Source organism: Paenibacillus tritici, from assembly GCF_018207515.1.
Classification (GTDB): domain Bacteria; phylum Bacillota; class Bacilli; order Paenibacillales; family Paenibacillaceae; genus Paenibacillus_AQ; species Paenibacillus_AQ tritici.
Genome location: NZ_CP073365.1, coordinates 7,396,395 through 7,409,826 on the forward strand (window position 1 = coordinate 7,396,395; position 13,432 = coordinate 7,409,826).

Consider the following 13,432-nt stretch of genomic DNA (forward strand, 5'->3'; position numbering starts at 1 on the left):
CTGTGTATTCCTCAGAGTATCCTGTCCAATAATCTACAGGTACTTTTTAGTACCTATAGTACTTTTAAGTACGTACTGTTCTAATCGGTAGCTTTAATCCATAATAGCATTTACCGGCCGGTGATTACCATAGTAGGGAGTGAAGAACATGTCTCTGGATCACAGAAAAAGTACCCTCGCGCTGCTGGCTCTGGCGATCAGCGCCTTTGCGATAGGAACAACCGAGTTTATCAGCGTAGGCCTGCTTCCGCTCATTGCTGATGACCTGAATATATCCGTGACCACCGCCGGATTAACTGTAACCCTGTATGCACTGGGCGTAACCTTCGGGGCTCCTGTGCTAACCTCACTGACCACAAGGGTCTCCCGCAAAACACTGCTGCTCCTGCTGATGCTCGTATTCATCGCCGGGAACAGTCTTGCCGCCGCTGCCGGCGGAATCTGCACTCTGCTGGCCGCCCGGGTGATATCCGCTCTCTCCCACGGCCTGTTCATGTCGATCGCCTCCACCATCGCCGCCGATCTGGTGCCGGAGAACCGCAGGGCCAGCGCCATCTCCATGATGTTCACCGGCCTTACCGTCGCCACGGTCACCGGAGTTCCGCTCGGCACGTTCCTCGGCCAGCAGCTGGGCTGGCGGGCCGCCTTCCTCGCGATTGTAGGGATTGGCATCCTCGCGCTGGCCGCCAACCTGATGCTGGTGCCCTCCGGGCTCCGCAAAGGGGCCCGCACGCCGTTACGCGAGCAGGTCAAGCTGGTGACGAACGGCCGGCTGTTACTGGCTTTTGCCATCACGGCCCTGGGCTACGGCGGAACGTTCGTCGTCTTCACCTACCTCTCACCGCTGCTCCATGAGATCAGCGGCTTCCAGGAGAAGACGGTCGCCGTGATCCTGCTCGTCTATGGCATCGCTATCGCCATCGGCAATGTCATCGGCGGCAGAGCAGCGAACCGCAAGCCGATGAACGCCTTATTCTATATGTTCGCCCTGCAGGCCGCTGTGCTGCTGATCCTCACCTTCACGGCTCCATTCCAAACCGCCGCCCTGATCACCATCTTCTTCATGGGGCTGCTCGCCTTCATGAACGTTCCCGGGCTCCAGGTCTATGTAGTGATGCTGGCTGACCGGTTCGCCCCCGGCGCCCGGGATGTCGCCTCTGCCGTCAACATTGCCGCCTTCAATGCAGGCATTGCCATCGGCGCGTACCTCGGCGGGCTGGTTACGGATCACATGGGGCTGATCCATACCGCCTGGGTAGGGGCCGTTATGGTCTTCGGCGCCGTCCTGCTCACGGCCTGGAGCCGGGCGCTGGAGAACAGAGACGAGCGTATACAGCGGGCGGAAGCCGCCTGAGCTTAAGTGCTGTGTATGGCACCAAAGGCAATGTGCGTAGCCAAGCGGTGTGTGTGCCACCAAAGGCAGTGGGCGCTGCCAAGCAGTGTGTATGCCACCAATGGCAGGGGGCGCTGCCAAGCAGTGTGTATGCCACCAATGGTAGAGGGCGCAGCCAAGCAGTGTGTGTGCCACCAATGGCAGGGGCGCAGCCAAGCAGTGTGTGTGGGGCTGGCTATGGCTATGGCTATAGCTGCTGCAGGCCGTTCTCGTATTAACCCGCTGTTTGTAGCGGAGAGAGGTAGGGACGGGGCAGGGGCGCAGCTTATTTTCGTAAAATCCTGCCTATATTACAACATTGCCCTCTTTACTCCGGCCCTATGTCAAGATTGTTGCATGAAAGGCAGCATTTCTCATCCAACCAGGGGTATTACGGAACAATTCTTGTATTTCATGCAGCAATCTGTACAAACAACCAGATACGCTGGAATCAAAGTTGCAATCCGTGCAGCATTTTGCCACTTATCATCCAAAGTACATCCTTACTGCATCATTCATTCTTACTACATCATTCATTCAGGAGGTTATTCCATATGGCACAGCATTTACAAGATAGAACGGTACTTCAAGGCGGCGTGAGTATGCCGTGGGTTGGACTCGGGGTTTTTCAGGTGGAGGACGGCGACGGGCTGGTGCAGGCGGTGAAATCCGCGATCGCCCACGGCTACCGCAGTATAGATACTGCCGCAGTCTATGCCAATGAGCGCGGGGTCGGACAAGCAGTTAGGGAAGCTATGGAGGAGAACAAGCTCGCCCGCGAAGAGCTCTTCATAAACTCCAAGGTCTGGAATGCAGACCTCGGCTATGAACAGACCCTGGCCGCATACGAGGCCAGCCTGGAGAAGCTGGGTCTCGGCTATTTGGATCTGTATCTCATTCACTGGCCGGTGAAGGGCAAATACAAGGAAGCCTGGAGAGCGCTCGAAACCTTGTACCAGGCAGGCCGTGTCAAAGCGATCGGCGTAAGCAATTTCCAGATTCATCATCTGGAAGACATCCTGCAGGATGCGCAGATCCAGCCGATGGTCAATCAGGTGGAGCTGCATCCCTATCTGTCCCAGCAGCCGCTGCGCAGCTTCGCACAGCGCCATGGCATTCAGATTGAGGCCTGGGCGCCGCTGATGCAGGGCCAGCTGCTGGACCAGCCGGTACTGAAGGAGATCGCTGCCAGCCACGGCAAATCCGTTGCCCAGATCATTCTGCGCTGGGATCTGCAGCATGGCATCGTCACCATCCCGAAATCAACCAAAGAGCAGCGGATCATCGAGAATGCCTCCCTGTTCGATTTCGAGCTGAGCCGCGCCGATATGGAGCGGATCGACAGTCTTAACCGGGATCAGCGGACCGGTCCGGATCCGGACAACTTTGATTTCTGAAACCCATTCCCCAGCCGCCCGGCTCAGCGATCTCTACCCGCCCACCGCTGCAATCAGCACCGGCAGGACCAGGAAGGAGGCCAGCGTAGTCCAGACGATACAGCGCGAGACGAGCGAAGGCGAGCTGCCGAAGCGTTCCGCCAAGACCACGGAATTAACAGCGACAGGCATGGAGGCCAGAATCAGCAGCACCGAGAACAGGGTGCCCGTGATGTTCAGGGCGAGCAGCACCAGCGCGGCGAGCAGCGGAGCCAGCAGCAACCGGACGGTCAGCCCTGTCCAGAACGCAAGCTGCACATTGCGCTCCGTATGCGCTGCCTGGACCTTCACCATCTGCGCGCCGAGAATCGCCAGCACTACCGGCGAATACGCTCCGGCGGCCATCGCTACGCCCGAGGCCAGCTCATGCGGCATATGCAGGCCGAGCGCCCGCAGCAGCAGCGCCAGAATAGCCGCGTAGATGGCCGGCAGCGAGAAGACCGACTTCACCGCGCTGCGCACCGAGAACTGGGATCTGGCGGCGAAATAGACGCCGATCGTATTCACGATCACCATCTGGGCGATCACATAGACCGAGGCCTTGTCGAGGCCGAGCTGGCCGAAGGCCAGCAGCACCAGCGGCAGACCGTAATTGACGCTGTTCGTGAAGGTGGAGATGAGCGTCAGACCGGCGGCTTCGGGCGGGGCGAGCTTCAGTATTTTGCCGATTAGGGTAGCCAGACCCCAGAGCAGAAACAGGTTCAGCAGCGAGAACGCGAGTGTCTTATAGACATCATCGAAGGAGATATCTGCCGTAGCCAGCGTATCCAGAATAATAGCCGGACTGAGAAAATACAGGTACAGCGTCAGCAGGGGCTTCGTGTCGAGCTTCTTATACCGTCCAAGCAGCGCCCCGGCGGCCACTGGAATGGACAGCGGTACAATGACCTCTACAAGTGTGGTTAGTACAGTCTGAATCACGAGCCAGGACTCCTCTGTGTGGTAGTTACTCCCTACTATAACCCCCCAGGCGGGGAGCGTCTAAGACACGGAATCAATATCCTTGATAGCCGTTACCTATGGCAGCCCGCCGCTTGCAGACTGTGTAACCAATGTTGCCCGAAGAGCACAACCAGCACTTTACCACTTACCAAGGAGTAGACTTGGCTCCACGCTGCCACGTTGCTCCAGCGACATAAATATATTAGTTGGAAAAACGTATCTTAATCCGGCCTTCTTTGATCATTTTGGGAAAAGAAGTGGATTAACGTCATTTAATTTCCTGCCTTTCTTCTGATCTAGTCGATTTGCAGTATATTAGGTGCTGTTTTTCCACCTGCTGTCCCGCAGGCATTCCTCTGTTCATCAGCAAGTGGAGAAAACCCAACTACTTCCGCCATTTCTGCGTTTCAGCGAGAAGTAGAAGGATAAATTATCATGGGAAACATATAAATTTATACTCAAAAAAAATCCCGCCCCCTCAAAATAAGGGAACTGGGATTCTTGTTAGATGTCTGTTTACAGCATTTTAATTTCAAGCAGCTCATATTTGATAATACCCATCGGGGCATTGACGCTGATGATGTCGCCCACTTTTTTGCCGATCAGCTCTTTGCCCAGCGGGCTTTCGTATGAAATCTTGTTGTCCAGGACATCAGCTTCCGCCGGACCGACCACCCGGTATTCAATCTTTTCGGAGTACTCGACATCATTCAGAATAACAATACAGCCTACGCTGACTGTGCTTAGATCCATATTGCTGGAATCCACGATCTGCGCCTTAATCAGCATCTTCTCCAGAATCATGATGCGGGTCTCCATGAAGGATTGGTCCTCCTTGGCAGAATGGTATTCACTGTTCTCCTTCAGATCCCCGTAGCTGATTGCCAGCTTAAGCCGGGCGGCAAGCTCCTTGCGCCCTGCTCCCTTAAGTTCTCTCAGCTCTTCTTCGAGCTTGGCTAACCCTTCCTTCGTCAAAAACACTTCGTCATTGTTGGACATATTTACAACTCCTATTATTAGCTCGCTTTATTGTATTCTAACTCATATCCGCCCAACATGCGAAGAGAAAGCGCTGCAATCGGAAAACGTGAATCCCCTTCTATAATGACGGTCCAGCAAAAACAAGGCCAAGGATTGACGGATCTGCACGAAACTGATAGATTGAATTAATCATACAAATTAACTCGGAATTACATTTTAGCCAAAGGGGCCGGTCCGCATGAACTTTATTTTCTTTTCCCCGCATTTCCCCAAGAACAGCGCTGAATTCTGTACTCACCTGCGGCAGCAGGGAGCAACGGTGCTGGGAATTGGCGATGCCGAATATGACCAGCTGGAGGACAAGCTGAAGTCGGCATTGACGGAGTATTACAAGGTAAGCGATCTGGAGAGCTATGAGGAGATTCTGCGGGCCGTCGGCTATTTCACCTATAAATACGGCAAGATCGACCGCTTCGAGTCGCTGAACGAATACTGGCTGGAGCAGGACGCCGCTATCCGCACGGACTTCAACATCTACGGCACCAAGTCGGATTTCGTCTCCAACCTGAAGCAGAAGTCCAAGATGAAGGAATTCTTCCACAAAAGCGGTGTAAACACCGTACAGTTCTCCACCGGAACCACCCGCGAGAGCGTGGAGAGCTTCATCCAGAGCGCCGGCTTCCCGCTGGTGGTCAAGCCCGACCTCGGCTCCGGGGCCAGCAATACGTACAAGATCAATAACGAAGAGGAGCTGCAGCACTTTTTGGACACCAAGCCGGAGGATGTAGCCTTTATCATTGAGGAATTCATTGACGGGGTTATCCTCACCTATGACGGGCTGGTCGATATCGACGGCAACGTGCGGTTCGCAGTCAGCCACCTGTTCGAGAACAGTGTCATGGAGGTCGTCAATACGGACAACCACCTCTACTACTTCTGTCTGCGGGAGATCAGCCCGGAGGTCGAGGCGGCCGGGAGAAGCATTTTGCAGGCTTTTGACATCCGGGAACGGTTCTTCCATATCGAGCTGTTCAAATCGCACAAGGATGGCCGGATCATTGCCCTGGAAGTGAATATGCGTCCGCCGGGCGCCTGGATGACCGATGCCATTAACTTCTCCTACGATGTGGATGTCTATCAAGAATGGGCTAGAATGATCGTACACAATGAGGTCGGCGGCCCTTACGAAGGCAAATATTACACAGGCTATGCCAGCCGCAAAAGTCATAAGCATTATGCTCACAGCCACGAGGATATCTACCGTGAATTTGGCGGGAAGATTGTGAATTATGCCGAGATCGAAGAGGTATTCAGCAGAGCGATGGGCAACAGCGCCTATCAGTTCCGTTCGCCCGAGCTTTCGGAGGTCAGGGACATCAGAGGTTATATTCACCAAGAAGAGGGATAGGATGTGTTAACGGATGAGGATAAGCTACCATAAGGAGTACAGCCACAACCTGGGCAGAGACATGGAATATAAAATATACGGCCACGCCGGCAAACCGATGCTTGTCTTCCCTACGTCGCTTGGACGCTTTTACCAATATGAGGATTCGGGCATGATTGATACGCTCTCGTCCTTCATTGAAGCGGGCAAGCTGCAGATTTGGGCCTGCGACAGTATAGATGAAGAGACCTTCTTCTCCACGCACTGGAATAACGAGGACCGTATCCAACGTCATGAGCAGTATGATAAGTATATCGCGCATGAGCTGATTCCCGGCATCCTCCATGAGAGCAGGCAGAACAACGGCGGGACCGATCAGCGCATTCTGATCTCGGGCTGCTCTATGGGTGCTTATTACAGCGCCAGCTTCTTTTTCCGTTATCCGCACTATTTCGATACCTTAATCGCCCTGAGCGGCGTCTACTCCACCTATTATTTCTTCGGCGACTATATGAGCGAGAAGGTCTATTTCAACTCTCCGCTGCATTATCTGCCGGGGCTCACGGATGAATCTTATCTGAACCAGTACCGCAGCAGCAACATCATCGTCTGCGTCGGACAAGGGGCTTATGAGGAGGAGATGCTTCATGAGACCCGGCTGCTCCAGGATGTACTGGGACGCCAGGGAATTCCCGCACGGATCGACTACTGGGGCCATGATGCCAGTCATGACTGGCCGTGGTGGAACAAGCAGATTCATTATTATGTGGAGGGCTGCCTGTAGCACGTTTCACGTTTATAGTAAAAAGAACGGGGCTGTCCAGCCATCACTACAGATGACTGCGGCAGCCCCGTTTGGTGCATACGTTCACCCGGTTCACGGCAACAAAAAAGGAAACCGCCAGGTTCAGCAGTTTCCTTCCAGCGCTTACAGCCGGGTCTTATTCAGGCACATGCTCCGAACAGAACTGAAGCAGCGCTGCTTCCTCGTCTTCTTCCATATCGAAATCAAGCAGCTGGCCTGACGAGGTTTCCTGCAGATCGTAGCTGACAATGCTTGTCTGCTCCTCTTCCACTTTGACAATCACACGGGCGGAAACTCCGTTCTCTACGTACAGCTCATCATCCTCCGGTACATCAATATTAACGACGAATTCATATCTCTTGCCGCTTAGTATACCAAAAGGATCTCTTACGTTCTCCACGGTGTAGCTTGTAAATGTCAACAAGTCGCATTCCTCTTTTCTCAATTCACTGCTGCCAGATTATTGTAACACAGGGCCGGACAAAAAGAACGGTGCGAAGTGAATCCATCACCGGCACCGTTCTTATGAGATCATTCAGCCGCTGTACTTATCCCACAATGGCGGTGCCGGTCTCCGCCGGTTTGCCCTTGGTCTTCTTGATCTGCTTGCTGCGGAGCTGTCCGCAGGCCGCATCAATATCGACTCCATGCTCCAGCCGGGTGCTGACGCTCACGCCCTGCTTCTTCAGCGTATCGAAGAACGCACGCACCGACTCCCGTTCGCTCCGCTGATACTGGCTATGCTCATCCACGGGATTATACGGAATCAGGTTGACATTCGCGAGCTGACGCCGGTCGCCGATTAATTCGGCCAGCTCCAGCGCATGCTCCTCGCGGTCATTGATATCCTTCAGCAGGATATACTCCAGAGTAATTCTGCGGTTGGTCTTCTCCAGATAGTAATCAATCGCCGGCATTAATTGCTCTATAGGAATGGCGCGGTTAATCTTCATAATCTGTGTCCGCAGCGCATTATTCGGCGCATGGAGGGAAATCGCCAGATTGACCTGCATGTTGGCGTCGGCGAATTCTCTGATTTTGTCAGCGAGACCGCTGGTGGATACGGTAATGCCTTTGCCGGCAATCGCCAGACCCTTGTGATCCTTGATCGTAGTCAGGAAATTCAGCAGATGACGGAAATTATCGAACGGCTCACCAATGCCCATGACCACGACATGGCTGACCTTCTGTCCCAGACCGGCCAGATCCAGGTAATGCTGGACCTTCATAATCTGCTCCACAATCTCGCCGCTGGTGAGGTCCCGGCTCTTCGCCAGCAGCCCGCTCGCGCAGAAGCTGCAGCCGATATTGCAGCCGACCTGAGTGGTGACACATACGGACAGGCCGTACTTTTGCCGCATCAGCACCGTCTCAATCAGGTTGCCGTCCTGCAGGCGGAAGAGGAATTTGACCGTACCGTCAGCCGATTCCTGCTTCACATGCTCTTCCATGGTCTGAAAGACAAAATGCTCCTCCAGCAGCTTCACACAGTCCGGATTCATTCCGTCCATGTCCCCGAAGCTGGTAATCCGTTTGCGGTAGAGCCATTCCCAGACAGCGGAGGCCCGGGATTTCTTGTGCCCATGCTCCAGCAGCCAGGCGGTCAATTGTTCCAAAGTCAATCCATAAATGGATTCTTTATTCATTTCATATCCTCTTTTCAAAACATTAAAGTTCAATCGATCTATTCTACCTTGACAGGACATTCGCAACAACAATAACTTATTTATTGTCTCAAATTTCGTTTATTAAAACAAGGGGGAACGCTGCCGATTCCGGGTCGTTTCCGTGTAATTGTAAAAAAGCGCAGTCCGCAGGGACCACGCCTTCTCACCGATACCCTTATTTGTACAGAACCTTCTCCACATTGTATTTCGCCTTAAGCGTGTTCACAATGTACGTCTCATAAATCTCCCTGTCGACCGGATCTTCAACGATGCAGACTTCAATCCTGGTCACTTCGTCGCGGTGAGGCTTCATGACGGATACGTTATCCTCGAAATGCTTCTTGATCCGCGGTCTCAGCTTACGGGCCTTGCCCACGAACAGCAGCTCGTCCTTGTCATTATAGAACATGAAGATGCCGCCGGCTTCGCGGGTAATCAGGTGGAAATCCGTGAATCCGTAAATATGGCTGAGTACAGGGTTCTCCTGCTTGTAGATCGTAACTTCCGGTGCGGGAATGGTAATGCTGATCATTCTGCTTCACTTCCTCATTGTATATAGAAATAAATAGTATCACAGTTTGGGAACCCTGACTATTTCTATCTTCTGCAGATTACGCCTGATTTATAAGGGGGTTTACACATTTCCCGCTGCACGGTTCTGGATGGCACGGATGGTCGCCGTGATCCCCTCTTCAAAGGATGTCGCCGGAACCGGACCGGCTATCCGCTCGTACTTCGCACCGCTGAGCCGCAGGGGTTCCTTCGTCAAATACAGCATCTCGACGATCTCCTTCATCACCGGAACGAACAGGCCAAACAGGGTCAGACCGGCTGTGCCTACCGGAATCATCCATTTCGAGCTTCCGGCGGCCCTGCGGGCGATGCGGATAATCTCCTGGCCGGAGATGACGCCTGCCCCCGGGATGTTCCAGTTCTGCCCGTACGCCTCCTCCCGGAGGGCCAGCTCCACCATCATCACTGCCGCATCCGGCAGATAGACATATTCACGCGGAATCGTCATATTGCCGATGAAGACCCCCGGTTTACCGGCGGCAACTGCCTCCAGGGCCGATCCCAGATAGGAGGCTTCATTAGCGGTCGGGCCGTAGTAATCAGGCAGCCGGACAATCATTCTTTTCGCACGGTTCCAGCGGGGACTAAAGAACATCTGCTCGAATTGCAGCTTTATTTGTCCCTTACGGGTATGCGGGTTCTTCGGATAGTTCTCATCAACCGGCTGGTCATTCACTCTTCTGCTATACACATAAATCCCATCTACAGCCACTACCTTCGCAGCCAGCCGGTTCGCGGCCTCCATTACCGCTTCTCCCATCGGCAGCAGCTTCGCGGTCATCTCGTGATAGGGCACAGAGGCACAATGGAAAATAACCTCCGCCCCCTGCGCCGCCCTGAATACATCCTCCGCCTGAAAAACATCTCCGCTCTGCAGGCTTAGCCCCGCCGGATGACCCAGCCTGCCCGCAAGCTGTTCCAGCTTCGGCATAGACCGCCCAAAAGCGACCGTCTCGATCCCTCTCCGCAGCAGCTCCGCTATAATTACCGTCCCTGTTCCTCCGGTTGCTCCCAGTACAATGGCTTTATTTATCGCATTATTTATCATTTGAGATTCCTCCTCGTTGGGGTGGTTGGCCGTTTGGATATTGATTGATCAATAACTATTTACAAATTAAAATCCTGCACCAAATGCAACTTTCCCCGCTCTCCATGGAGCCAGATAGACAAATGTTGCATCAATGGCACGATTCGTATCTAATCCGAACTGCTTTCCGGGGAAAATCCTGTATTTCCTGCAACAATCGGTGCATCTGACCCGCCATTAAAGAGTCGGTGTTGCAATACTTGCAACATTCTACTACGAACGACCGGTCAGTTGTTACTCTGCCAGTTGAACTAGACGTTTGGATAGTAACGTACATTTTCCTTCTACACTTACTTTTACAATTAAGATATTGATCAGTCACTATCCTACTGTCAAATTAATGCCAAGCTCCGGGGTTGGGAGGAATCGCTTAACAGCAGCAGCCGTACAGAGAATTTGCTCTGCCAGCCTTTCGGTCTGGTTCTGGACCACTGTACATTCCCCCGCCTGCCCCCTGGCTCACCGGTGCTTCGGCTTCAACTCCGGCATTTCCAGCGTAAGCGCAATATTGCACAGCATTCCGTTAGCCATGAAGGTACTTACTTCCACTTCAGGATGTGCGAACCCTGCGGCCGAGAACTTCCCCTCCATCAGCCGGGTTACCTCCAGGATCCCAGCCTGCATCGCCTGACGGATGGCTTCGTCCCGGATGCCAATCGCCTGCACCTGGAGAATAATCTCGTTCGGATGGGTCTCCATTAATTGCTCATATACCTGAATAGCTTCTGCGAGCAGACGATCTTCCGGAGCCTGGAGCCCTGAGAAGGTGCGGATAATCCGCTCGAAAGCCCGCTCCAGCGCAGCAATGAACAGCTCTTCCTTATTCTTGAACAGCTTGAAGATATACGGCTGGGATATTCCGACCTTCTCTGCCACCTGCGCGGTTGTAGCCCGGGAATAGCCATGCTCTGCAAAAACAACCACTGCCGCCTCCAAAATCTGCTCCCTGCGGTTCACCGGAGCGGCCTCATCTCCTTTGGGAGGGATTGTACGGGATTGCTTATTCATGAATAGTCTCCTTCTCTGCGGGAATAACGGGTGTTACCGAATGGGTTATTGATCAATCACTCTCTTGATTAGCAGTATATACTTCAAACTTTAGATAATCAACCCCAGCCGGAAAAATAACTTATCATGATCAATATCCTCCCGGCGGGCGATCAGCACCTCATAAAGATTAATCTGATCTAGACCTCACTCACCGCTCCCTAATTAATTGGACAAACGTATCTTAATTCGCGTGCTTCGGAGTATTCGAGGAAATTAATTGGAAATGTGTAACTTAATTTCATGCGTTTCCTCCATTCTCCTCTATTGCAGCCTATTAAGTGCTGATTTTCCAACTGCTTCCTCGAAATAACGCCTCCGCTCATGAGCAAGTGGAGAAAAAGCAGCTATTTCCAGCTGATTTCATCCCGGACCGGAGTTAGCGGGGGTGATGAAACGGACATGTCAATGCTTCGGTAGCGCCCTGTTGTTCAGACTCTGGAGCCGGTTCATCCGGCCCCACATGCAGCGAGGCAGATCCGTCCGCTTCACCGGATGGACCGGCGGCTGCTGCTGTATCCAGCTTGTCCGCATACGCCTTCTTCTGGTACATGAAACGCGGACTTAGATGCAAATCCCTCAAGGTGTTATCATTCCAGATCGGTGTCGAAGAGGGCGACATCGGAGGGATCAGCCAGCCCCATTTGCCTGATACTTCGCGCCCCTGCCGACTCTCCTGCTCCTGGAAGCGGACGAACTGATCTGCCGCTGTATGGTGATCCACAATACTGACCCCAGCCTGCTTGAACGAATGGAGTACAGCACGGTTCAGCTCCAGCAGTGCACGGTCTTTCCACAGTGATGTATTAGTCGAACGGTCCAGGCCCAACAGATCAGCCACTGCTTGCAGGCGGTTATAACGTTCGATATCCCCCAGATTCCGGGAGCCGATCTCCGTTTCCATATACCAGCCGTTAAAAGGCGCCGCCGGGTAACGGATGCCGCCGATCTCCAGGCACATATCCGAGACAACCGGAACGGGGTACCATTGCAGGCACAGCTCTGGGAATCGTCCGATCTCCGGATGAGTGAGCGGAATCTCCTGCACAAGTCCGGGCGGGACGGGGAACCAGCGGGGTTCCTCCCCGCCGATGCTGATGACTAGCGGCAGAATATCGTAATCCCCGCCGCTCCCCTGCCAGCCCAGCTTCAGGCAGACCGCCGTGAACTCATCCGAGGCCGGATCACCGGCACGCGGCTGCTCCCCGTCTCCGGGATAGCCGGCATAACGGATCAGCTGATGATTCCAGATCCGGATCGTTCTATCCGGCTGCTCGTCGCTGCGGAATACGGTAATGACCGGCCGGACCTTGCCGCCGTTATATGCCTGCTCCACATGCCGCAATAACGCCCCGGCCACCTCCTCCACCGTCTCTGCCCCGCGCGCGTCAATCACTGCAAGTGAGTGCCAGAATAGCCTCCCGATACAGCGGCTGTTATGACGCCAGGCCATCCTCGCCCCATGGGCCAATTCTTCCTCCGTATGTATATAGGTTCCCGTAAGAATTACCTCTTCGTGTATATCTGCAAGACGCCGCTCCAGCTCACTCTGTGACTTCTCCAGCTCCTGGTAACAGGCAGTGATGAACGATTCCGCCTGCCCGGTTAATTCATCAACGTTTCGCTGCTGATGTATTCGATTCATTTTTTTCACTCCTTAGTTCTGTTAAAATAAATGTGATCAACCCCGCCATAGGAGCGGAAACTATATGCTGAGGTGATCCGTCTGAACAAATTCGGAATGTACGCGAAATTCACTGCTAAACCAGGTATGAGAGATGCTTTGGCGGCGATTTTGCTCGAAGCTGCCGCCGCTGCGGAATCCGTACCGGAATGTGAGCTCTATCTCATCAACCTCTCGGAGACGGAACCCGATGTTCTCTGGGTGACCGAGGTATGGAGCCATGCCGAAGCCCATGCCGCTTCCCTTACCCAGGAGGCAACCCGCGCCACGATCCAGCGGGCCATGCCGCTGATTGACGGAGTCGAGCCGGTACAGCTCAAGCCCGTTGGCGGAAAAGGCCTGTTATTCAGCTCCGCTGCGGAATAGCGCCCCAGTGATTGCGAAACCTCCCAAACAGGCAAGGAGCACCGCTCTTGGTCGGGCGGTACTCCTTGCCTGTTCCTTAGTGTTT

13 protein-coding genes are annotated in these 13,432 nt (G+C 53.7%); 5 read left to right on the forward strand and 8 right to left on the reverse strand.

All coding sequences use genetic code 11. From position 1 onward, the window contains the following. Positions 1-148 precede the first annotated feature (148 nt). A complete protein-coding gene (locus KDC22_RS31745) occupies positions 149-1,354 on the forward strand; it encodes an MFS transporter (protein WP_211721497.1) in 1,206 nt (401 codons plus the stop codon). 572 nt (positions 1,355-1,926) lie between these two features. Continuing rightward, on the forward strand, positions 1,927-2,769 hold the full coding sequence (locus KDC22_RS31750) for an aldo/keto reductase (RefSeq protein ID WP_211721498.1): 843 nt from the start codon (positions 1,927-1,929) through the stop codon (positions 2,767-2,769). A gap of 33 nt (positions 2,770-2,802) precedes the next feature. Here the strand turns inward: KDC22_RS31750 and KDC22_RS31755 are convergent, their stop codons facing one another. Both KDC22_RS31755 and greA read right to left on the reverse strand, forming a co-directional pair. Further along, positions 2,803-3,729 (reverse strand): AEC family transporter, encoded by a 927-nt coding sequence (locus tag KDC22_RS31755; RefSeq protein WP_173133890.1) that lies wholly within the window; start codon positions 3,727-3,729, stop codon positions 2,803-2,805. Between the two features lie 537 nt (positions 3,730-4,266). After that, on the reverse strand, positions 4,267-4,749 hold the full coding sequence (gene greA, locus KDC22_RS31760) for a transcription elongation factor GreA (RefSeq protein ID WP_173133893.1): 483 nt from the start codon (positions 4,747-4,749) through the stop codon (positions 4,267-4,269). A 220-nt stretch (positions 4,750-4,969) separates the two neighbouring features. Here greA and KDC22_RS31765 point away from each other — a divergent pair, with 220 nt between their 5' ends. Both KDC22_RS31765 and KDC22_RS31770 read left to right on the forward strand, forming a co-directional pair. After that, entirely contained in the window at positions 4,970-6,139 is a 1,170-nt protein-coding gene (locus tag KDC22_RS31765; RefSeq protein ID WP_211721499.1) for an ATP-grasp domain-containing protein, read from the forward strand. Between the two features lie 13 nt (positions 6,140-6,152). Next, on the forward strand, positions 6,153-6,902 hold the full coding sequence (locus KDC22_RS31770) for an esterase family protein (RefSeq protein WP_211721500.1): 750 nt from the start codon (positions 6,153-6,155) through the stop codon (positions 6,900-6,902). A gap of 157 nt (positions 6,903-7,059) precedes the next feature. Here KDC22_RS31770 and KDC22_RS31775 read toward each other — a convergent pair whose 3' ends face one another. The 6 genes from KDC22_RS31775 to KDC22_RS31800 all read right to left on the reverse strand — a co-directional run bounded on the left by KDC22_RS31775 (position 7,060) and on the right by KDC22_RS31800 (position 12,942). Continuing rightward, positions 7,060-7,347, reverse strand: coding sequence for a DUF6509 family protein (locus KDC22_RS31775; RefSeq protein ID WP_173133902.1), 288 nt, complete (start codon positions 7,345-7,347; stop codon positions 7,060-7,062). Between the two features lie 124 nt (positions 7,348-7,471). Continuing rightward, positions 7,472-8,569 (reverse strand): dual-specificity RNA methyltransferase RlmN, encoded by a 1,098-nt coding sequence (gene rlmN, locus KDC22_RS31780; protein ID WP_211721501.1) that lies wholly within the window; start codon positions 8,567-8,569, stop codon positions 7,472-7,474. A 196-nt stretch (positions 8,570-8,765) separates the two neighbouring features. Continuing rightward, positions 8,766-9,122 (reverse strand): nucleotide excision repair endonuclease, encoded by a 357-nt coding sequence (locus KDC22_RS31785; protein WP_211721502.1) that lies wholly within the window; start codon positions 9,120-9,122, stop codon positions 8,766-8,768. A 102-nt stretch (positions 9,123-9,224) separates the two neighbouring features. Then, positions 9,225-10,211 carry an NAD-dependent epimerase/dehydratase family protein gene (locus KDC22_RS31790; RefSeq protein WP_211721503.1) on the reverse strand — a complete coding sequence of 329 codons (987 nt, stop codon included), beginning with the start codon at positions 10,209-10,211 and terminating at the stop codon, positions 9,225-9,227. 498 nt (positions 10,212-10,709) lie between these two features. Next, positions 10,710-11,258 carry a TetR/AcrR family transcriptional regulator gene (locus tag KDC22_RS31795; protein WP_173133914.1) on the reverse strand — a complete coding sequence of 183 codons (549 nt, stop codon included), beginning with the start codon at positions 11,256-11,258 and terminating at the stop codon, positions 10,710-10,712. 418 nt (positions 11,259-11,676) lie between these two features. Beyond that, on the reverse strand, positions 11,677-12,942 hold the full coding sequence (locus KDC22_RS31800) for a nitric oxide synthase oxygenase (RefSeq protein ID WP_211721504.1): 1,266 nt from the start codon (positions 12,940-12,942) through the stop codon (positions 11,677-11,679). Positions 12,943-13,038: 96 nt separating this feature from the next. Between KDC22_RS31800 and KDC22_RS31805 the strand changes: the two genes are divergently transcribed. Then, positions 13,039-13,347, forward strand: a complete 309-nt coding sequence (locus tag KDC22_RS31805; protein ID WP_343221874.1) for a putative quinol monooxygenase — start codon at positions 13,039-13,041, stop codon at positions 13,345-13,347. Positions 13,348-13,432: the final 85 nt, after the last annotated feature.